General features: G+C 61.9%; 20 protein-coding genes. 19 read left to right on the forward strand and 1 reads right to left on the reverse strand.

Features of this window, described 5'->3' with window-relative positions:
- Nucleotides 1–135 precede the first annotated feature (135 nt).
- The 12 genes from H7C86_RS28100 (at nt 136) to H7C86_RS28155 (ending at nt 12,500) form a co-directional block, all read left to right on the forward strand.
- Complete coding sequence (locus H7C86_RS28100) at nt 136–1,440, forward strand: ATP-binding protein (RefSeq protein ID WP_182262643.1); 1,305 nt, start codon at nt 136–138, stop codon at nt 1,438–1,440.
- A 116-nt stretch (nt 1,441–1,556) separates the two neighbouring features.
- Nucleotides 1,557–3,392: a hypothetical protein gene (locus H7C86_RS28105; RefSeq protein WP_182262644.1), complete on the forward strand. Its 1,836-nt coding sequence runs from the start codon at nt 1,557–1,559 to the stop codon at nt 3,390–3,392.
- A gap of 116 nt (nt 3,393–3,508) precedes the next feature.
- Nucleotides 3,509–5,446 carry an AAA family ATPase gene (locus H7C86_RS28110; RefSeq protein ID WP_182262645.1) on the forward strand — a complete coding sequence of 646 codons (1,938 nt, stop codon included), beginning with the start codon at nt 3,509–3,511 and terminating at the stop codon, nt 5,444–5,446.
- Between the two features lie 94 nt (nt 5,447–5,540).
- Nucleotides 5,541–5,771, forward strand: coding sequence for a hypothetical protein (locus H7C86_RS28115; protein WP_182262646.1), 231 nt, complete (start codon nt 5,541–5,543; stop codon nt 5,769–5,771).
- 115 nt (nt 5,772–5,886) lie between these two features.
- A complete protein-coding gene (locus tag H7C86_RS28120) occupies nt 5,887–6,261 on the forward strand; it encodes a hypothetical protein (RefSeq protein WP_182262647.1) in 375 nt (124 codons plus the stop codon).
- Between the two features lie 257 nt (nt 6,262–6,518).
- Entirely contained in the window at nt 6,519–9,695 is a 3,177-nt protein-coding gene (locus H7C86_RS28125) for a UvrD-helicase domain-containing protein (RefSeq protein WP_182262648.1), read from the forward strand.
- Nucleotides 9,696–9,698: 3 nt separating this feature from the next.
- Complete coding sequence (locus H7C86_RS28130; RefSeq protein WP_182262649.1) at nt 9,699–9,839, forward strand: hypothetical protein; 141 nt, start codon at nt 9,699–9,701, stop codon at nt 9,837–9,839.
- 420 nt (nt 9,840–10,259) lie between these two features.
- Nucleotides 10,260–10,538, forward strand: a complete 279-nt coding sequence (locus H7C86_RS28135) for a hypothetical protein (protein WP_209912151.1) — start codon at nt 10,260–10,262, stop codon at nt 10,536–10,538.
- A 2-nt stretch (nt 10,539–10,540) separates the two neighbouring features.
- Nucleotides 10,541–11,041 (forward strand): hypothetical protein, encoded by a 501-nt coding sequence (locus H7C86_RS28140; protein WP_032373175.1) that lies wholly within the window; start codon nt 10,541–10,543, stop codon nt 11,039–11,041.
- Nucleotides 11,042–11,155: 114 nt separating this feature from the next.
- Nucleotides 11,156–11,590: a hypothetical protein gene (locus H7C86_RS28145; RefSeq protein ID WP_182262651.1), complete on the forward strand. Its 435-nt coding sequence runs from the start codon at nt 11,156–11,158 to the stop codon at nt 11,588–11,590.
- A 128-nt stretch (nt 11,591–11,718) separates the two neighbouring features.
- Nucleotides 11,719–12,060, forward strand: a complete 342-nt coding sequence (locus tag H7C86_RS28150) for a hypothetical protein (protein WP_057473039.1) — start codon at nt 11,719–11,721, stop codon at nt 12,058–12,060.
- 113 nt (nt 12,061–12,173) lie between these two features.
- Nucleotides 12,174–12,500: a hypothetical protein gene (locus H7C86_RS28155; protein ID WP_182262652.1), complete on the forward strand. Its 327-nt coding sequence runs from the start codon at nt 12,174–12,176 to the stop codon at nt 12,498–12,500.
- A gap of 119 nt (nt 12,501–12,619) precedes the next feature.
- Here the strand turns inward: H7C86_RS28155 and H7C86_RS28160 are convergent, their stop codons facing one another.
- Nucleotides 12,620–14,266 (reverse strand): hypothetical protein, encoded by a 1,647-nt coding sequence (locus H7C86_RS28160; protein ID WP_182262653.1) that lies wholly within the window; start codon nt 14,264–14,266, stop codon nt 12,620–12,622.
- 143 nt (nt 14,267–14,409) lie between these two features.
- Here H7C86_RS28160 and H7C86_RS28165 point away from each other — a divergent pair, with 143 nt between their 5' ends.
- The 7 genes from H7C86_RS28165 (at nt 14,410) to H7C86_RS28190 (ending at nt 19,306) form a co-directional block, all read left to right on the forward strand.
- Nucleotides 14,410–14,850: a hypothetical protein gene (locus H7C86_RS28165; protein WP_182262654.1), complete on the forward strand. Its 441-nt coding sequence runs from the start codon at nt 14,410–14,412 to the stop codon at nt 14,848–14,850.
- Between the two features lie 359 nt (nt 14,851–15,209).
- Nucleotides 15,210–16,370 carry a site-specific integrase gene (locus H7C86_RS28170; protein ID WP_182262655.1) on the forward strand — a complete coding sequence of 387 codons (1,161 nt, stop codon included), beginning with the start codon at nt 15,210–15,212 and terminating at the stop codon, nt 16,368–16,370.
- Nucleotides 16,370–17,371: a recombinase gene (locus H7C86_RS28175; RefSeq protein ID WP_182262656.1), complete on the forward strand. Its 1,002-nt coding sequence runs from the start codon at nt 16,370–16,372 to the stop codon at nt 17,369–17,371. The genes H7C86_RS28170 and H7C86_RS28175 overlap by 1 nt, the downstream gene beginning before the upstream one ends.
- 270 nt (nt 17,372–17,641) lie before the next feature.
- The gene (locus H7C86_RS28180) at nt 17,642–18,010 is read left to right on the forward strand and encodes a hypothetical protein (RefSeq protein ID WP_182262657.1); all 369 of its coding nucleotides are present in this window, start codon (nt 17,642–17,644) and stop codon (nt 18,008–18,010) included.
- A 46-nt stretch (nt 18,011–18,056) separates the two neighbouring features.
- Nucleotides 18,057–18,185, forward strand: a complete 129-nt coding sequence (locus tag H7C86_RS37430; protein WP_259349313.1) for a hypothetical protein — start codon at nt 18,057–18,059, stop codon at nt 18,183–18,185.
- A complete protein-coding gene (locus tag H7C86_RS28185; RefSeq protein WP_182262658.1) occupies nt 18,182–18,469 on the forward strand; it encodes a hypothetical protein in 288 nt (95 codons plus the stop codon). Before H7C86_RS37430 ends, H7C86_RS28185 begins: the two co-directional genes overlap by 4 nt.
- 180 nt (nt 18,470–18,649) lie before the next feature.
- A complete protein-coding gene (locus H7C86_RS28190; RefSeq protein WP_182262659.1) occupies nt 18,650–19,306 on the forward strand; it encodes a hypothetical protein in 657 nt (218 codons plus the stop codon).
- The last annotated feature ends 175 nt before the right edge of the window (nt 19,307–19,481 follow it).

Here is a 19,481-nt window from a genome sequence, read left to right on the forward strand (position 1 = left end):
GCAACGACGGCGGCGACGCCGAAGGCGCGACCGGAGGTTGTCCGAGCGAGGTGTCTGCCCCGAGGGCGAACGACCCCTCTCGACCGAACACAGCCCCTCTTACGACACCACACCGACACGAAAGAGATCCCAGACATGACCTTCCTCCTGAACGAAGAATTCATCCTGCGCCACCTCCGGCCGGACCTGCGCAATACGCGGGTCGCGCCCTGCCTTCTCGGGCCGCCCGCGATCGGCAAGACGATGGCAGTCAACGCGCTGGCCAAGAACGGCGACTTCGCAGTGTTCTCCATCGACGTCAACACACTCTCCGACGCAGCCGATCTGACCGGCGTACGGACCGTTCCGGATCCGAAGAACCCCAATCGTTTCGTGCAGATCTTCTTCCCGCACTACACGATTCAGGAAGCCAACGATCATGCCGAGGCCAATCCTGACACTCTGGTCATCATCTTGCTCGACGAGATCAACCGCACCAGCGCCGACGTCACCTCGGCGGCGCTGACACTGCTGACCTCTCGTCGATGCGGCAATCTGAAGCTCGCCGACAACATCCGATTCATCGTCACCGGCAACGACAAGGGCAACATCTCCATGCTCGACTCGGCCTCGCTCACGCGCTTCGCGCTGTACCCCGTGCGTCCCGATGCGAAGGTCCTCTTGGATCTGCTCGGCGACGACATGCAGCCGGCTGTCCGGCAGGTGCTCACCGAGCATCCGGACTGGGTTCTTCAGAGCCCAGTCCCGGCCGGGCTGATCGTCGCCACTCCGGACGACGACGATGATCCCAGCGTCAGTGCAGGGGCTGTCTCCGATCGGCAGATGGCGGAGTTCTCCACCCAGATGGACGACTCGCAAGACATGAGTCAGTACACGGCACCGCGCACCATCGAGGGGCTCAATCTCTGGATGAACGAGCTCGGTGCCACGGTCATGGCGGAACTAGCGGTCGAGGAAGCTGTCGGTCCCGACGGGCAGGCGACCACCGAGCTGATGCTCGGCATGCTTGCTCACACCGGCAACACCGCGTTCACGAACGAAGTCCACGCCAAACTGCTGGTGTCCTTGCTGGCACCCGCCGCGAGCTCAGGACCGGGGTCGATGACCATCGCCCGCCCGGCGGCCTGGGACAAGCTGCGTGCAGCGACGACCCAGAACCAGATCGAACAGATCGTGTCCTCTCTGACCACGGACAAGCAGGCCGACGTGCTCATCTTCGCCCTGACAACCAAGGCAGAGAACGATCTCACCAAGAAGGTTCTCGATCGGATCGTCGACGACGGCGCGCTCTCCTCGCTCACGAAAGATCAGCAGAGCGCCCTGCTGAACCGAGCAACGTCCAATGCGCTCAACCCCGCATCGGTGAGCTACTTCCTGGACAAGTCCAACGCCCCACTGGTCCTGTCGCTGTCGCGGATTCACGACTTCCTCGCAGCCTGACCGTTCGACACCACGGCCCCGGATCGCTTCGCTGCGATCCGGGGCTTCGGCGTTCCCGGAGATGGTTCGACACACATCCGAGACCACTTCTCGCACACCAAGAAAGGGCCATTCCCATGGCAATCGTCATCTCGGGGCAGACGCCTCACCGTCTCAGCGCATTCGACTTCCCGCCGCCACTCGTCACCGACTCGGCCGATCCCGGCATCGAGTACGACCCCACCGCGGTGCTCTCGAAATTTGCCTTCTCGCATCTGCTCTCGCCGCTGGTCCCCAGCGTGCCGGCGACCGCCGTGGACTCGGTGTCGGGCAACCCGATCTCATCAGAAACTCTCGGAAAGGTCCTGGCCACTCCGATTCTCGTCGACGCCTTCACCGGCGAGACCCGCGGCGACACACCTGAGAGCAATGCCGCTGCTCTGGATCTGCTGGCACAGACGACATCTGCCATCTCGCGCACATCGCATCCCTACGTTCGTCACGTTTTCCTGAATCAGGGCCTGGGCGAACTTGGAATGCCGGCCCCGGAACCGGGACGGGTGATCTACTCGGCCGAGAACTCCGTCTCACCCGCAGCGAAGGAACTGCTCGCACTCATCGGTGCCGGCGCATCACCGACTGCATATGACGAGGGAGACACCGCATGGACGCAGTTCTTCGTCGCTCTGGCGGCGACTTTCCGTCCCCCGACCCTCGGCGTCGCGATGCTCGGCCCGGACACCTTCGAGCGCTTCGGCGAACATCTGATGATGGTGGCGACGGCCCTGCACGCCAGCAGCAAGATCTCCTCGGATGTTCTCGACAAGTGCCGTCAGTGTGCAGCCATCGACCTGAACGATCTCACCGAGACTCTCCGCCTGCGTTCGCGCGCCGGCACACCCACCGAGGACTACTCGTTCGCCCGACTGGTCGTGCACTCGCTCTTCACCTTCGTCAAGAGCGAACGGGCAACGGCAGCAGCAGATGCTGTGCCGGCGCATGCGGCGCTGATGCCCTTCGACCTCAGCGAACTGATCTGCCCCGAGACCATTGTCTTCGTCAATCTCGACGCCCACGCCCGACGCGTTCCGTCCGACATCAGGACTCAGTGGACGTGGGTGACCAAGCAGCTCAACAGCGGTTTGAAAATCATGTCGATGAGGACGATCACCCGCCTCGGCGCAGCCGCCAACCGGCTGCGAAATGCCCAGCGAACGGCTGTCAACTCACGTAGTCAACTCGAAGAAAAGACTCGCCGAGATACCCAGGCAGATGACTTCTTCGACTCGGCCCCACCGCCGAAGCGGATCCTGATGGACCTGCGGCTCAAGCTCGACCGCATGGCGAAAGTCAACAAGTCGGAGAACGTCCGGCTCTACCGGCAGAAAACCTTCTCCCGGGCCAACCGCCGTCGACCCGACAGCCCAGACGTACCGGGCACCACCCTGCGCAAGGAGTTCATGCCCGACATTCACTACTACCCGGACACCTCCGGCTCGATGAGCCTCGAGGACTACATGGACGGCGCCCTGTTCCTGATGATGATGGCCAAGAAGTTCGACATGAACTTCTATTTCAGCTCGCACAGCCACCTGCTCGCTCCGGAGATTCTGTTGCCGGTCAAAGGCAAGTCGATCGACCAGATGAGAAAACTGATTGCCGCAGTGCCAAAAGTCGGGGGCGGCAACAACTTCACCCTGATCTACGACTTCGTCCAGGCCAGCGTGGACCGTCGCCGTCGGCTCAACGTCGTCGCCACCGACTTCGGCTGGGTCGCGAACTCCTCGCACATGTTCACCCACCCGGAGAACGTCGTCTACCTCCCGGCATTCGACCGCTCGAACGTGCACAGCTGGGATTCGGTCAAGTACAACTGCGCCAATTTCATCAACTCGATGCGCCCGCTCGATCCGAACATCGACGCCAAGATCCTCGGCATGGGCTATGCGGGGGCGGCGCTCGACAACCGCTGACCAACACGGGGAGACGGGATCTCCACTCTCGTCTCCCCTTCGCCAGTCGAACTTCCCCACAGACCTCGTAGCCACCCCCGCGCTGCTGATCCATTCCGAGAGAGGACATCTCACCCATGACACACCACACTGCTCTGCGCGACAACGGATTCACGGTTGTAGCCAAGGACATGCACGACTTCTCCGACGACGACAAGACGGGATCCGGCGCCGGCCCCGGATCGGCCACCCCGATGTCGGGTAGTGCACTCGGTGCGCTCATGGGCGGATTTCTGCCCGGCGGGGCGGCACCCGAGGACCCCGACGACGTCGCCAAGTCCATGCTCACCGACTACAACGAAAAGTTCGCCTCCGCGCTGCCGGCCGAGTACCGGGACGAAGTGATCGACCGCACGGCAGCAGCCCTCATCAGCAAGAACAAGCCCAGCGCGATCCTTCTGGGCCCAGCCGGTGTCGGCAAAACCCGCATCGTCGAGGAGTTGGCTCGTCGGATCGCTACCAAGGACCCGTCGGTTCCGCCGCGGTTGAAGAACAAGACGATCTACGAACTGAATCTGTCGTCGCTGATGGCCGGGACGATGTACCGCGGCATGATGGAGCAGAAGCTCGAGGCGCTCATCGCCTTCGCGAAGGAGCCGAAGAACGGCGTCATCCTCTTCATCGACGAGATCCACCAGCTCGTTCCCGCTGACGGCCACGGCTCCACTTCGCACGAAGAACTCGCACAATCGCTCAAACCCGCTCTCGCTCGCGGCGATCTCCGGGTCATCGGAGCCACCACCGATCAAGAAGGCCGCCGTCTGACGTCGGATCCGGCGTTCGCGCGTCGCTTCACCCGGATCGGAGTCTCCGAGCTCAACCAGGATCAAACGCTGCAGGTCCTGCGCACAGTCCTGCCGGGTCTGTTGACCCACTACAAGAAGTCTGTGTCGGCGGACGAGACCGTTCTCGATCACGTCATCACCCTTGCCGACGAGCACCTCACCACCCTCCACCGCCCGGACAGTGCCCTGACCCTCCTGGACAGGTCGCTGGCCAAGCTCACGATCAAGAGGCACAAGCCGGACATCGCTGCGCTGATGGCTCCCACGGACGCACTCCCATTGACCCGAGCAGTGATCAAAGAGACCGCGGAAAGCATGCACGGCTCCGACGCCGTCGCTCGCGGATTCGACGAATCTGCTCTGACGGAAGCACTCGCCCGCATCGAGGGTCAGGAGCTCGTGTGTGCCAGAGCAATCACACTTCTGCGCAGGGACGCTCGCGGGATCTTCCCGCGCCGTCAGCCCATGGGCTGGATGTTCGCCGGTACCTCCGGTGTCGGTAAGACCGAGGTTGCCCGGCAGATCGCGCATTCGATCATGGGTACCGAGCCGATCATCTTCAACATGGCCGAGTACTCCGAATCTATGTCGATCACGCGACTGCTCGGATCCGCTCCCGGGTACGTCGGGTCGGACTCGAACAAAGAGATGCCCTTCGACCCGTTGGACGCCAACCCGCGACAGGTGATCGTCCTCGACGAGTTCGAGAAAGCGCACCGCGACGTGCAGCGGATCTTCCTGGCAGCGTTGCAGGAAGGCACGGTGCGCATGGCGTCTGGCAAAACGGTCGACTTCTCCAAGGCTCTGATCATCGCCACCACCAATGCTGGTCGTGACGCGATCTCCAAGGGTGGAATGTCGCTGGGCTTCAGCTCGACGTCGCCGGCGGGAGCGCACTCCTTGACACGAGAGCAGCTGACGAAGGCGCTCACCGAAACACATGGTGGTGGAGGCGGTTTCGAGCCCGAGCTGCTGGGCAGGTTCTCCTGGATTGTCGCCTTCGACCTGATCTCGGAGCAGACGTACGGGAAAGTGCTCGCTGCTGCATTCGTGCGCCTTCGTGCCGAGATCGAGAAAACCAACCCGTTCTTGGCTGCGTCCCTGCCCGAGGAGCTGAGCGACGACCAGATCGCCGACTTCATCGACAGCAGCTACGTGGCCGCCCAGGGCGCGCGGCCGGCCGAGCCGACGGTCCGGAACTGGATCGAGGAGATTCTCGATCCCAGCTAGTAATTCACCCGCATAGCGCAGGGGCCTCGCGACTCGCGAGGCCCCTGCGCGCTCTAGACGGGGCAGGCCCGCCCACCCGAGAAGAGACACAACCATGACCACGCCTTTCGAAACCCGCAGCCCCGACGAGATCATGAGCGATCTCGATCAGGCCATACGAGGACTCGCCGACCTCGACACCAAGGAACTGGTCTTCGAGCTCATAGCCGACTTGAGCTCGAGCTACCGGCTGGCCATCGCTCCGCATCTCCTAGACCCCGGTGCAGCCTCGGCGATCGAGGCCGAGATCGACGACTACGTCGCACATCACTACGGCGACAACTGATCTGGGCCGCACGTTCGGCCCAATTACGGGCCATCCGCCGATAAGCGCGACGGCTCACGGCCATCTGACCGACACCCACCCACCCCACTCACGGGGACACCAACGAGGAGACATCATGACTTTCCTGCAACTGGCCCCGAGCGCCTACGCACAAAACCTCACCGAAGCAGCCGCAACCACGGTGATTTCATGCGAGAACATCCATCAGGACAGTGGCGAGTCTGCCACCGACGCTCTGGTCTGGGCCATCGAGAACGGCGGTCTGCTCACCTTCGAGCACGCTCTGACTCTTCTCGTCGACCAAGCGGTGCAGATCCACGAAGATCAGCGCGCCGATTCGGTCACCACCTCGCCACTCTCGCTGTTCGGCGTCGGAACCGCCAAGCCTGACCGCGGTCGTCCCGAGCCTGCTGTTATCGGCAACTGGTTGCCCGAGGGGGCCGACGAAGAGGACCGGATTCTCTCCCTGCTCGCGCTGGACCAGTTCTGACCTGAGACCACCTTCCGACCGGGGCGGCTTGTTGGCTGCCCCGGTCGCGATATTTCGCCGAGAGGATCCATTCGGGTCGGTATGGGGTGGCTCATCGCCTTGATCGGACTGCAGAGCGCAGTGCGCGCGCCCATCGGGCGCGCCGGAGGGAGTCAGAGACAGCTCACCAGCCGGGCTGAGTGCCGGCTGGATCGCGGGACTTCAGCGAGCTGGACCACCACAGACGCCACCACTGACCACGTGAAAAGGAGACCGGCATGCCGATCCAGCCGCTCATCATCGAAGACGACCTTTCAGGTCAGAACCTCGAACCGAAGTACACCCCGAAAGATTTCCACAAGGACATCAGCGGAACCGGTGGCAACCGTGGCCGCATCGACATCTCCGTGCATCCGGCCAATCCCGACCTGAGCTACGACCCCATACCGAAGGTCGATGCTCCGACCAAGGAGCAGATCGACGGCGAGACCTCTGTTCGCACTCTCGTCACTCAGCCATTGCTCGAGCTGCACTTCGAAGAAGCGCTGCAGCGCGTGTACGCGATCGACGTCGCCCGTTCCCAGGCGGGCCAGACGGCCGCCGAGCTCGACGCCGCCCCGTACCTCTACCGTTTCCCAGTGCCGCCCACCGCCCACTTCGAGGAAGAGAAGAAGGGCAAGAAGGTCTCGGTCCGTCTCGTCGAGGACATGTTCGACCTGAGCAAGGCCCTCGGCGGCGGTGTACCCGGTTTCCGCCTGTGGCTCAACCTCGAACCGCAGCTCGTGGTGTTGCGTGACCGCGGCATCATGGACGTCAGCACCGGTAAGAACGCCTGGACCAAGACCACCCACATTCGGTACCGGGTGGAGCTGTACGTGATCGCAGAAGGCGAGCACACCGACGAGCTGTACGAAGTCGACGGCACCACAGTGCTTCTCGATTCCGACGGCCATCCTGTTACTGCTCCGTCGATCAGCCAGATCGCCGCTGTCACTGACGTCGTGACCCATGATCCGCTGAGGTTCGAAGGCGTCGAATCGTTCGTGTCGATCAACTATTCGTTCAACGTCCCCGAGACGCTGGCCGAGATGATCGAGTCCACAGTGGGCTATCTGGCGGGTCGTTCGGTGTCCCTGCCGGCTTTCGACAAGAAAGGCTTCGTCTCCTGGTCGCTCGATCACTACTCGGTCTACGACCGCCTGTGCAGCGCGGCCGAGCTCTTTCAAACCGAGCTCGTCGTCGAACCCATCATGTCCTTCATCAACCGGCTCTACTCCGCAGCTAACTGGCTTGCAACGGCGCGCGGCACGAGCGTCGAGGTGGTCGAGATGGATTCCGCTGGCCGCGAGCTGGCGTTCCTGGACAACTTCGCCACTCCGTTGGAGGCCTACACCGCGATCTATGCGGGGCTGCTCGAACTGGACGGCTCGGGCCCGATCTCGTCGGCCCTGATCTCACGCAACATGCAGCTCAAGCAGAACGCTGAACTGCAACGTCTCAATGCCGTCAAACATCTACTGCCAGTACCGGGCCCCGTCGATCCTGCGCGGTACACCATTCCGGACTACGCCTCGATTCAGCAGCGTGAGGCCGTGCAGACGACCGATCCGCTGGTGATGGTGGTGGCCGGCGCGGGCGCGGGGAAGACCTGGACGATCACCGAACGCATCAAGATGCTCACCCAAGGCTGCTCCGTTCCGGCCAGCTCGATTCTGACGCTGTCCTTCACGAACGCCGCGGCGGACGAGATCCGAGATCGCAATCCCGGCGTCGAGTCCAAGACGATCGCCAGAATGATCCACGAGATCTACACGACGAACTTCGCCGACCAAGAGCTCTCCACTATGGAGACAATCAGGAACTCGCTGGGCATCTACTTCGGAGCGAAGGTCCACACCGACGAAGTCCTCAGCGAATTCCACCGGTTGGTGAGCAACTCGATCACCAAGGAGACGAACGCGGACATCATCGCGATGAGTGCGTTCATCGAGCGCTACACCAGCGAGGTCGTGACCATCCTCAACACAATCGGTCAGACGACTCTCGAACTCGAGATCATTCTGTCGTACCTTCTCATCGACAGGCTTGTGGAGCCGTACGCCAGCCCCGCCTACCTGATCATCGACGAAGTGCAGGACAACAGCGCCTTCCAGTTCGTCTACGCCATGCGTTATGCAGCAAAGCATCAGTGCGCGCTGTACATGGTCGGCGATGCCAGCCAGACCCTCTACGAGTTTCGGGCGGCGAATCCGAAGGCACTGTCCGCGCTGGAGGCCTCCGGGGTATTCACGGTCTGCAAACTGTCCACGAACTACAGGTCGGCTCAGGAAATCCTCGACTTCGCCAATATCCATCTGAGCGACATCGAAGCCAATCGGTTCACCAACATCCAGCTGCAGGCCAACTCCGTCGTGACGTCGACGGTGGATAGCTTCACGGCTTCGGTGCGTCTGATGAGCAAGTCCTGCGGAACACAGAAGGCTTTCGATCAGAATCTCAAGCAGTATCTCCGCGGCGAGAAACTCACGGAGTACTTCACGAACAATCTCGCGGCCCGCGACACCACTGTCGTACTGTGCCAGACCCGCCGTCACGCCAAGATGGCTCAGGAGGTTCTGGTCGAGATGTTCCCGGACGAGGCTGTCCACAACCTCGTCAGCGATCGCGCGTACAGCATGAAGACCTTCTCCACCTTCATTGCGCGTCACTGGGATCAGGTGACCTGTGTCGAACCTGCTGTCGCTCCGTTCACGTTCCATCAGCAGATCCGCGCGCAGATCAGCTCCCTGGAGCCTCGTAACACCGAGATCGCCGAGCGCATCCTCACCGATGCGTTGGTCGATTGGTGGAAGCAGACCAATGGTCCGTGCCAGGGATGGCTTGCCATGGTGGCCTCGGGAATGATGACCGATGCCAACTTCTTCCTGTACCTGCGAAAGTCGATTCTGGACTACGAAATTCGTAACAACGCGATCCGGAATTCGCTGACCGGTCAGAAGAACGCAATCCGCAAAGAGGAGATGGCCGCTCGTGACCCCAAGCTCATGGTCTCGACCGTCCACGGTGTCAAGGGAATGGAGTTCGACCACGTGGTGGTCGTGCTGCAGCCCGAGACCTCGAACAGTCGCAAGGACGAGTCGTACAAGCGCCTCCTGTACGTGGCACTGACTCGGGCCAAGATGGACGAGGTGATCCTCGCGGGTGTTTCTACCGCAAAGCCTCGGATCGAGACCGACTACGAAGCTGTGGTCGACGCTCTGCGTCGTAGAGAGATCGAGAACGCAGCAGCTCCGAGTGATGACGAGGTCGGCATTGTGGAGGTCGCTGAGGCGGACCTGGTCACAGGTGATGTCGTCGATCAGATCAATGCGCTCGGCATCGAGGTCGGTATAGACACACGAGTACCGGTGTCGGCGTCCACGGTCGCCGGAGACGGGCAGGAGACACCATTCTGATCGGTGAGCGTGATCGTTCCTGAAATGCAGGATCTGTTCACCATCAACTCCGGGGCGGTCCAATCGACCGCCCCGGAGTTGATCTTCTTCTGGTCAGTTGCACAACGCCCCACGCAAAGAATGCGCGGCTGCAAATCAGATTGATCGGCTCCAGCCCGAATTCTCATAAAACCACCAGCCCACTTGTGATCTGTCACACATTATTAGGGAGACGTAATGGAGGATACAAATAATTATCGGCCAATCAGTGAGCTGACCTTGATATACCGGTCGGAGGGAAGTGGTAAGCACTACACTCAGCCAGCCGCCGATCTGACCCAAGCAGGGACTCTCATCGACCCGGATGGCCCCACGGCCGGAGATGACATGCCCCTTGTCGGATACCAGCAGGTCTAGGATTTTTGCAGCCCGTCGGAGAGGAACCGCGAAGCCAGTTTCACTACTTCAGATTCAGGTTGCGACACGACACCGAAAGAGAACACCATGCCCGACGCTCAGAGTCAGAATACTGATGAACCTTTCAACCTCATACCTTTGGCGCAGGCCCCTGGCCTAGTTCTGCGGATGATCGGCCGCTTCGCCGAAGGTCTGCCGGAGCCCATGATCATCGGTGCCAACGACAAGCCTGTCGCCGCCCTGATTCCCATCGCCGACCTTCTCCGTCTGCGAGAGTACGACCGTCGAGTACTCGACTCCGAAGACCTCTTTTACTCCGAGCTCGATCGGCGTCTGAACGACTCGGACACCACCATCGCGACGACCGATCTCGAGGCCTTCGCGCGAACGCTCGGTGAGGTCGGCGAAGACTGGGCCGACAAGCAGACCCGAACCAACCAGGACTGATCATGGCCGGGTCACCCTTCGAGCTCGCGCTGCATCCGGCCTTCGAGCGAGATCTCCAGAGCCTTGCGACCGCCGCGGCCCGTAATCCAACAGGCGAATCCCGCCGCCTGCTCACCGTCACGCTGAGTGCCCTCGCGGCAATTCGCGACGGGGAGATCCCCGTGCGACCTCTCGAACGAATGGGTTCCTACCCCGATCTGTCCGACTGCAACAAGGTTTACATCCAGACAGACCCCGACTCGAAACCCAAGTACCGACTCGTCTGGAGAGAACGTCCCGCCGATGAGGCCGGCGGAACTCCCATTCGAGAGGTGATCCAGCTCGGTGAGCGCGAACTCGGCTCGGTCTACCACTTGACCGGGCAACGGCTCGGACGTCCATCGGGAGTAAGTCTCGACGAGCTCTTGCGAGCCGATCGCGACACCATCGCAACAAAGCTCCTCAACTTGCCGAACGATCGCTTCCCAGCCTCCCCGAAGAAGTCACCGGAGTTCGGCGACTGACATTTCGATCACTAATTGCTACACAACCAATCACCGGGCCCCGGAGCACTCGCTCCGGGGCCCGAACTGTTCCCGCCCCCGATGCCGTAAAACCGGCCCTCACGAAGGACACCGATGATTCCTGAATCGACCAAAGCTCAGCCGACCTCACGCCCCAAGAGCACTCTCGCGCAAACTGTGACGGCCACCCTGACGGCAGTCCTCCTTGTCGTCTTTCTCGTCGCTATGGCAGCAGGGTGGGCCCTGCTCTCCACTTTCGATCGAACGGTCGCCGCGCACGACGATGCCCCCAGCGCCGTGACTCAGTGGCTATGCCTGCCCTACACCGACTTCGTACTCGACCAGGACCGGGCAGGCCTGACACCCGAGCAGATCGCTGCAGTTCTGAAGGTGTCCGAGTATGGCGACCGGGGTCAACTCGGAGTCACAACTCCGGATGCCGCGATCACCGAGCCCAGCATCGACTCACCAGAGGCATGCGGATATCCGTTCGAGATCCTCGACGCGGCCGGTCTTCTCGGAGCGACCAGCGGCCCTGCGAACCCCTAGTTCGACCCGTTCGGAGTTTCTCCTGGAGTATCTGGCGGACTATCGATATACCCTCTTACTAGAAGTCGGCACCGACCGCCCGGAGCAACCGTTCCGAGTCGCCGCCGACATGTCGGGAGGACACGATCATGAACAAGTTCACGCGCCGGATCGCCGCCGTGGGAGTCACCGTTGCAGCTACCGGTGCCGCCATCGTCGGCTCGGTCATCGCAGCGCCGGCCGCCTCGGCCGCCGTCCCCTCCGGTGACTACACCTTCACCACGACGGCCTTCGGTATTCCGTCGACGTCCCCGGCCCGAGTAGACGGTGACAAACTCACCCTCTTCTCGCCCATCGGACCGATCACGCACACGATCAAAGACCTCCCTGTCGGCGGATTCATCGACGACGGCTTCCAGCGCTTGTACATCGGCGGAGAGACATTCTTCGGCCCCTTCGTGATCGGCAACAACACGCTCACTCCCCGCTAGTCGAACTCTCCCCAGCGCCCATGCGCACAGAACGCCGCCTCGTACCGTCACGAGGCGGCGTTTTTCGTACAGGACCACACGCTGGATCTGCGCAACGTAAGGAGCTACGCCACATGACCATTCATGCCGTCGGACTGAGCGTCATCATAATTGCCACCATCGCGTCGTACGCATTCCGCACCGAGGGTCAGACCAGAGCCGCGAGGTGGTCCTTACTGCTCCTGATCTTCGGAATCATCATCACTTCGCTCGGGTTCTGGAGTAACCGCAACAACCCCAGCAACACCTTCATCATGACCTGGACCGTCGTCCTCACCGGCGGCATACTCGGCCTCATCTCAGCTGCAGGAGCCGTGATCTACCGAATCCTCCGCGACGAACCACGCGAACCACGCGACGCAGACACCATCGTCGGTCACGACGCCCTGCCTCCACTCTGATCGAACATCGACCATCGCTCGATTCCCAACCGGAACGCCGCCTCGCATCCCACGAGGCGGCGTTCTTCTTTCCTGGACCGGACCACGGCACTTGTGACCGTCAGTAGGTACCACTGTCGTCACCTGAATGCTGGTTCGGTTGTGCCCTGGCTTATCGAGCGAAGAACGGTGAGGAACGGCTCGAGTTCGTCCAGAAGGTTCTCCGCCTGCTTCTTGGTCGGCGGTTTGCTGGTGACAGCCCCGACCGCCAGCTGCTTGAGGAAGTACATATTCAATCCATCCGAGTCCTCGTCGAGGATCGCCCACCGATCCGGTTCGCTCTCGCTCGCCAGGCCACTCGAGTGCAACGAGTCCCGGGCACGTTCGGAGAGTTTGAATGATGCTCCGCTGACATTCATGTTCCTCGGAGCTTTCCGATACCAGTACCGGGCAGCTCGGCGAAAGTCATGCCCACTGATCGACAGAAAATCGCTTTCCTCGTACAGCGCATTCTGCGTACCGGCCGTCTCGGCTGCACGCAGGAGATGATCCGCAACGAGCACTCGACCGATAGCTCCGAACGTGGTGACAACAACGAGATCCGACAGATGGTCGGGCGGGCGTTCGCTGGCAGCCTCGCATCTGCCGAGATCGACCTCCGCTAAGGCAAACAACGTCTGTATTGCGCGCTTCATTGCTTTCGACTTCTCTCCGTCGATTGCATCGACGAGATGCCTGCGTATGGAATCAAGCTCCTTGTGCTCCTCGGCAACCATTCTGTCCGGATAGGCCACCTGCGTTGCACACAGTCTCGGCAGGAACGTTCTCAGCACGTCATCGGGAATGCGTGTGGTCGTACGTCGCAACACTCGGCCCATCTCGAAAACTGCGCCGATCTCCTCGCGCTCCCCGGCGTCGCCGCCGACGAGAAGAGCCTCGGCGCGTCTGCGGTGAAATTCTGCATTCGCGGCTCCGACAGGATGATTGAGCTTCGTGCAGTACCTCTGCTCGGTTGCCATCAACAGCGCGACCTTCGAAAAATGGGGTGCCACTGCAAGGCGGGCTTCCTTGATGTCGCTCTCCGACGGCTCAGCGGGCAGACCCCTGTTGATCTGGTCGATCAAGCCGCGAATCGCCCTCAATCCGTTCTGGGTCAGCTTCACTCCCAGAGTGAAGTTTCTGGAGCGACTGTCGTTCTGAAACTCCCTGATGCCGGAGTCGACCCAGGAGTAGGCCTTACCGAAGCATTCTCCGGTCGAATCGGCGGCGGCTTGGTCGAGGTGCAGCTCGGCGAGAACATTGCTCATTTCAGCCAGCACGGCACCCTCGTCGGCGTGATCACGGGCCAGCCGTGCATGTTCACGTTCGAGCTTCCCTATAGCCGACCCGACGTTGTGGTGTCCGTGCTGGACCCTCCCCTTGATGTCGGAGGCGATCTGCTGGGCTCGATGGACGGCGGCCCTCTTCGATCGAGCGGCGCTCTGTCGGCCGGCTACCTTGAGATGGTCGATTGCGGCCGGTGTCAACGCTATGTCGATGACCTCGGGGTTCTCGACCAATGATTCAGCGACATCCGACACGTGCTCGAAGCCGTTCCGCTTGACCGTGTTGACCGCCACTCCCACCGCTGCAGCGAAGTCCTTCATGCTCATGCCGTCCAGCTGCTCACTCGCCGCGAGTCGCGCTGCGCAGGTGTAGATGTCGCGGAGGGTTCGCTCCTTTCGGCGGTCTATCGCCGTGGAACTGTCCCTTCGTCCTGCCGAAGAAGCCCTGGATACCTGACTCATACCTACTCCTACCTACGACATCGTTATGGATACTCGTGGACTTCGAATGTACATATCGCCGACTTGGGTTTTGCTACTACGCGACGTCTGTAAAGCTTCTCATGCGCTGGTCAACCCGACCGGCCAACGCGGAGGGACACACGATGAACACCGTCATTTCAGCCGTCAAAACTCAACTCTGGTTGCTCGTGGTGACCGCAACGGTCGTGGCAGCGATCGCTGCCACGGCACTGTTCGGATCGTCCGGCGTCGCGACGCTGAACGAATCTGCGTCGCCGCAGATCGCCGCTGAGCAGACCATCGACACATCGACGAGCAAGACCGTCGATGCTGCGCCGTCGATCCGGACAGTCGGTGCCGGTGACATTCAGCTGGCGTCGAACTACAACGCCTACGGGTGTGTGGGTCTTCTCAACGCCAAGCAGTGGCAGGTGCTCGCCTTCGTTGTGGGCTACTGCCCGACGACGTGGGTTCTCCAGAGCACCTCGTGGGGTAGGTCCATCGTCAACTACGTCGTTGGTGTCGCCTGCAAGTCTCCGTGGATCGTGCGGGCCGCAACAGGTGGCAAGTACAGCAGTTGCTGATCGGATCCTGATCGCGTTACCGAAGGCGGGGCCTGTCCGGAACATCGGACAGGCCCCGTTTTCGTCTGTGCTTAAACAGGTGTACTGACCTGGGATTATCCGGTGCGCGCCTGCTGGCGGCGTCCAGGGCCCTCCGTGGAACTGAGGCCGCCGTCGACGTCGCGAACACTGTCGGGTGGGGGCTCCGCTATCCATCAATACCCACCGAATTCGCTGCGGACAGCTTCGCCGCGTTGTCACTCCTGATTGTGCAGCGGTGATGCAGGAGAATTCTGTTTCCCGCAGCGTCTCCTGCAAAACCCCACCTCAGCACACTTTTCCCATAACAGAGTGTCGGTGGGGCTCTGTACGGTGGGCTTATGGCGTCTCGACCTGAAGTACCGGCCCCTGTCAGCGTGACCAACGAGGTCTCTGCGGCCGTCCCCCCGCAGCTGTCCGACGCCGTGGCCGCGAGAATCGTGCAGTCGATGGCAGCCTCGCGGTCGGCAGGGACTCTGAAGGCCTACACCTCGGCCTGGCGACGATTCGACGATTGGTGCCGCACCAACGGGCACATCGCGCTCCCCGCGCATCCGGTCACCGTCGCCGCCTACCTCGTCGAGGCATCAGACACCTTCACTTCCGACGGTGACCGCGTCTTCGCTCTTGCGACACTCTCGAAGTGGATGGCCGCGATCGCGCACACCCACCGCACGAACGGACACATCAGTCCTACCGACCACGAGGCCGTCCGTGCGACTCTGTCGGGAATTCGCCGCACCTATGCCTCTGCTGGCGACCGCCCCCGCAAGCAGATGGCCCCACTACTCGTCACCGACATCGTGACGATGGTGGGGATCGCCCGCGAGACCATCACCGGCTGGGCGAGCGAAGTACTCGAGCGCCGCGACAGTGCTCTCCTGCTGATGGGGTTCGCCGGCGCATTTCGTCGCAGCGAGCTTGCGGACCTACGGTGCGCCGACGTCTCCGTCAACCGTCTCGACGGACTTCATGTCCAACTGCGCAAATCCAAGACCGACCAGAGCGGGCGCGGCACTGTCAAAGCTCTGCCGTTCACTGTCACCCACCAGAGCTGCCCGCCGTGCGCCGCGATGCGATGGTGGGAGGTCGTTGCTGCCCACGAACGCGGCGGCCGGCCGGCGGTGATCAGGCTCCTACGCGGACCCTCCGACTTCACCGAACATCTCTGCCGAACGACTGGCCCGCGAACCCCTGCATCCTCTCCGTTCTTCCGATCCATCGCCAAGAACGGAAACCTCTCGTCCACCGCGCTGTCCGGTGCGAGCGTTCACGCCGCTGTGCGGCGTCGAGCCGGAGCTGCTGGCTACAACGAAGACCTGGTTGCCTCCCTCGGCGGGCACTCGCTGCGTGCAGGGTTCGTCACTCAGGCATTTCGCAACGGGGCCGACGCTCACTCGATCATGCGCCAGACAGGCCACAAGTCGACCGACATGCTCGAGGTCTACGCCCGTGAGAACGCTCCGCTCATGAATAACGCTGTGAACGAGATCGGACTCTGATGGGTTTCACCATCTCTCTCAGTGCGAAGGATCGGCCTGTATGGGCGCTGTTCGACGACTGGTGCGCCGGTGCCGACATGGCGGCCCTCCCCGCCGACCCGCTCACTCTTGGGGCATTCATCGCCGAGAACCCCGCAGCTCTCGCCACGCAACGCCGCCGCATCACTGTTGTGAACACCATGCATCGCAGCGCGGATCTGCCAGCGCCGGGCAATGCGGACACAATCCGGCGAATGATCGGTCGGGTTCGGGCCCAACGATTGTCGGAACTTCGATCGACAATCTCCGAGATCGTCGATCACTTGCCCACCGCAGGATGGACAGCGGGACTGTTCGGCCGACGCGATGGGTTGCTTCTACTTCTCGCCGTCTCCGGCCTGAGCTTCGAGCACATCAGCGCGCTACGTCGCTGTGACCTGCATATCGACGATGACACCCTCGTTGTCGAAAGCATTCACACCCTCACTCTCCCCCCGTTTCATCTACCCGGTTCGCTCTCACCTGCGCAGATCTACCAACAGTGGTCGGAGATCCTCGCGTTCCAGGACCGAGCCCCCTCCACCCGACTACTCGCGAACCGTCTCGACACCGACACCTTGCCGACCAGCTATCCGCCAAGCGAGGCTGCCGAACAACGCACCGCCCAACATCAGGCGGATCCGCTGTTCACGCCCATCGACCGCTGGGGACACACGCCCTTCGGAAAATCGGTCCTATCGGCACAATCGATCGCGCGAGTCTTCACTGCACACGTGAATGGCCAAGCGGCGACGCATCACCCGCATCGCAGGCCTGCGCGCAGGACCGATGACGCCCCGGCGTACGAGCCGATCGTGTACCCCGAGGTCGTGCTGGACGATCGACACTACGAGGCCGGTATCGAGGCCCGCCGACGGGCGCACGAAGCACTGACCGATGTCACTTCGACACTCGACGACATCGAAAACCGAGCCGACGCCATCCTCGGACGGCTCCTTGCAGTGCTCGATAGCGCACTCTGACAGCACATCTGGGCAACAGACCTTGGAGGCGCAGAGTCGCGAGCGGGCGGTCCGAACCAATAGCAGCCCCTGTAATCCCCGCAAGAGAGCCTGACCGGACGAGCGCACAGATGCCATCGCCGGAAGAGCCGCCAGGGCAACGCCCAGGCCGGACGTGCACGTAGAAACGCGTGGCTGATAGCAGCCCCGATGCTGAACGCACCTCGACTGCGTACGTGTCGGAAGCCCGCCGCACCCCTCTCACTGGACCGATATCCCAAGGAGTCACCGATGGACCTCATGACACGTGAACCTGCAGGCCTGGTCACCGAACGGGCCGTCCCGGCATTCGGCCCCTACTCGGCCGCCGCAGTCTCGCTCGACTCCGCTCTCGATCAAATCGTCTCCTCTGCCGCCGCGATCGCCCGCGCCGTTAACGGTCACAGTGCTCCACACGTTGTCGCAGAGCTGATCTCGTCCCGGCTGACTGTCGGGTTCGGAGCGGTGAGTGCGACGGTGTTCTTTGCTCACCACGAACAAATCTTCGCAGTGTCGGGCGTCATCATCGGCGTCAACGAGATGGCAGTCCAGTTCGCAGATGAACACCGTCACCTGCGCACCTGGCCAATGGCCACGGCCATCGCCCTGATCTTGAATTGACCGCCGCAGCCTTGGCTCGTCGCCCACCATCAACGAGGACTCACCGATGAATTCAGACGCTGTACTACTGGCAATCCAGGAACTGATGGACGGTGTCACCTGGACGCCCGAAACCCTCGACAGTATCGCCGACATCATGCGAAAGGCCGGCTACCGCGTGGAGGGGAGCAAATGACTCTCGACATCACCGAATCGGACCTGGCGGACATGGGATACACACCCAGAGAACAGCTTCGGTGCTCGTGCAATTCGATCAGAGAGGGTGCGGGCGGAATGTCGTACTCCTACGCGGTCCTCGGCGTGAACTGCCCTGATTGCGAGAGCTACAGCGACGACTGCAGTGAGTGCGATCGGTGGAACAATCTCACCCGCGACGAACGCATAGCCGAAATCGTTTCCGCCCGTGAGGTAACCGCAGCTCTCATTGCCGCGACCGACCGGCCCGAATCGCCCTTCTGACCTCCTCCTCGGTGCGTCCATGTCCGTCCCGCACCCCACAACGCCCGCCCCTCAGCGCCCTGACCCAGCGCTGGGGGGCGGTGCTCGCCATGCCCATAGCTGATCCAAGCCGCACAGCAATCAAGGAAGCGTGGTCGGGAACTTCGGCCCGCACCCCACCACACGAACTGGAGTACACCCATGTCCGCACCCGCGACCACCTCGGCAATGCCGTTCACCGAAGCCACACGCCAACTGATCCGCAGCCACACGCACAACCTCGAATACGAGATCGATTCGCTCCTCGATGAGGAGCGGAAAGTGCTGGCGTACACGACCGCTCGTCTGGCAACAGCCCAGTATCCCGCCGCGACTCGGGTCATCATTCGTGACCTGTGCATCGGAGACGCTGTCGCGTGCGACGTCGACGGAATTGAGAAGAAGCTATCGGTGGATGCAGACATCGCACCGAGTCTGATCGCGATGCTGCACCGGCTGCCGACGGGCGACTCCAGCGCGTGGGAACGACACCTGGACACGATCGAACTCGACGTTGTCGCAGCTCTCGACTTCTCCGACCAGTATCCGTTCCAACAGGTTCAGGACCGGATCGTCGCGTACATCGAGGAGAAGACCGGCCGCACTGTTCGGCGAGTCGAAATCACCTCCGATCTATGGGACAACGGCTACTTCTACGACGACACCGTCGCCGTCGACTACGCCGACGGTGACAGCGATGAGATCCTCATCGCGGACATGTCCGAGTTCTCGGGGGAACTGCGGCACGAAGTCGGGGATCCCGGCCCGAGTACCGTCGTCACGATAGTGCGCACCAACACAGGTATCTCGATCCGCTGACACAGAACATATCGTCAACAGCGGCAGACATTCTCGCCGATCGGCACGACGCGACACGGATACTGCCGAAACGTAGTTCTGAGCGAATCGCGTTTCTGGACAACACAGTTCAGTGCTTGGTGGTGTACCTGTCGACCCACGCAGAAAGCAGCTACGATCAGTGCACTCGCACAAC

Source organism: Rhodococcus sp. UFZ-B548 (assembly GCF_903819475.1).
GTDB lineage: Bacteria > Actinomycetota > Actinomycetes > Mycobacteriales > Mycobacteriaceae > Rhodococcus_F > Rhodococcus_F erythropolis.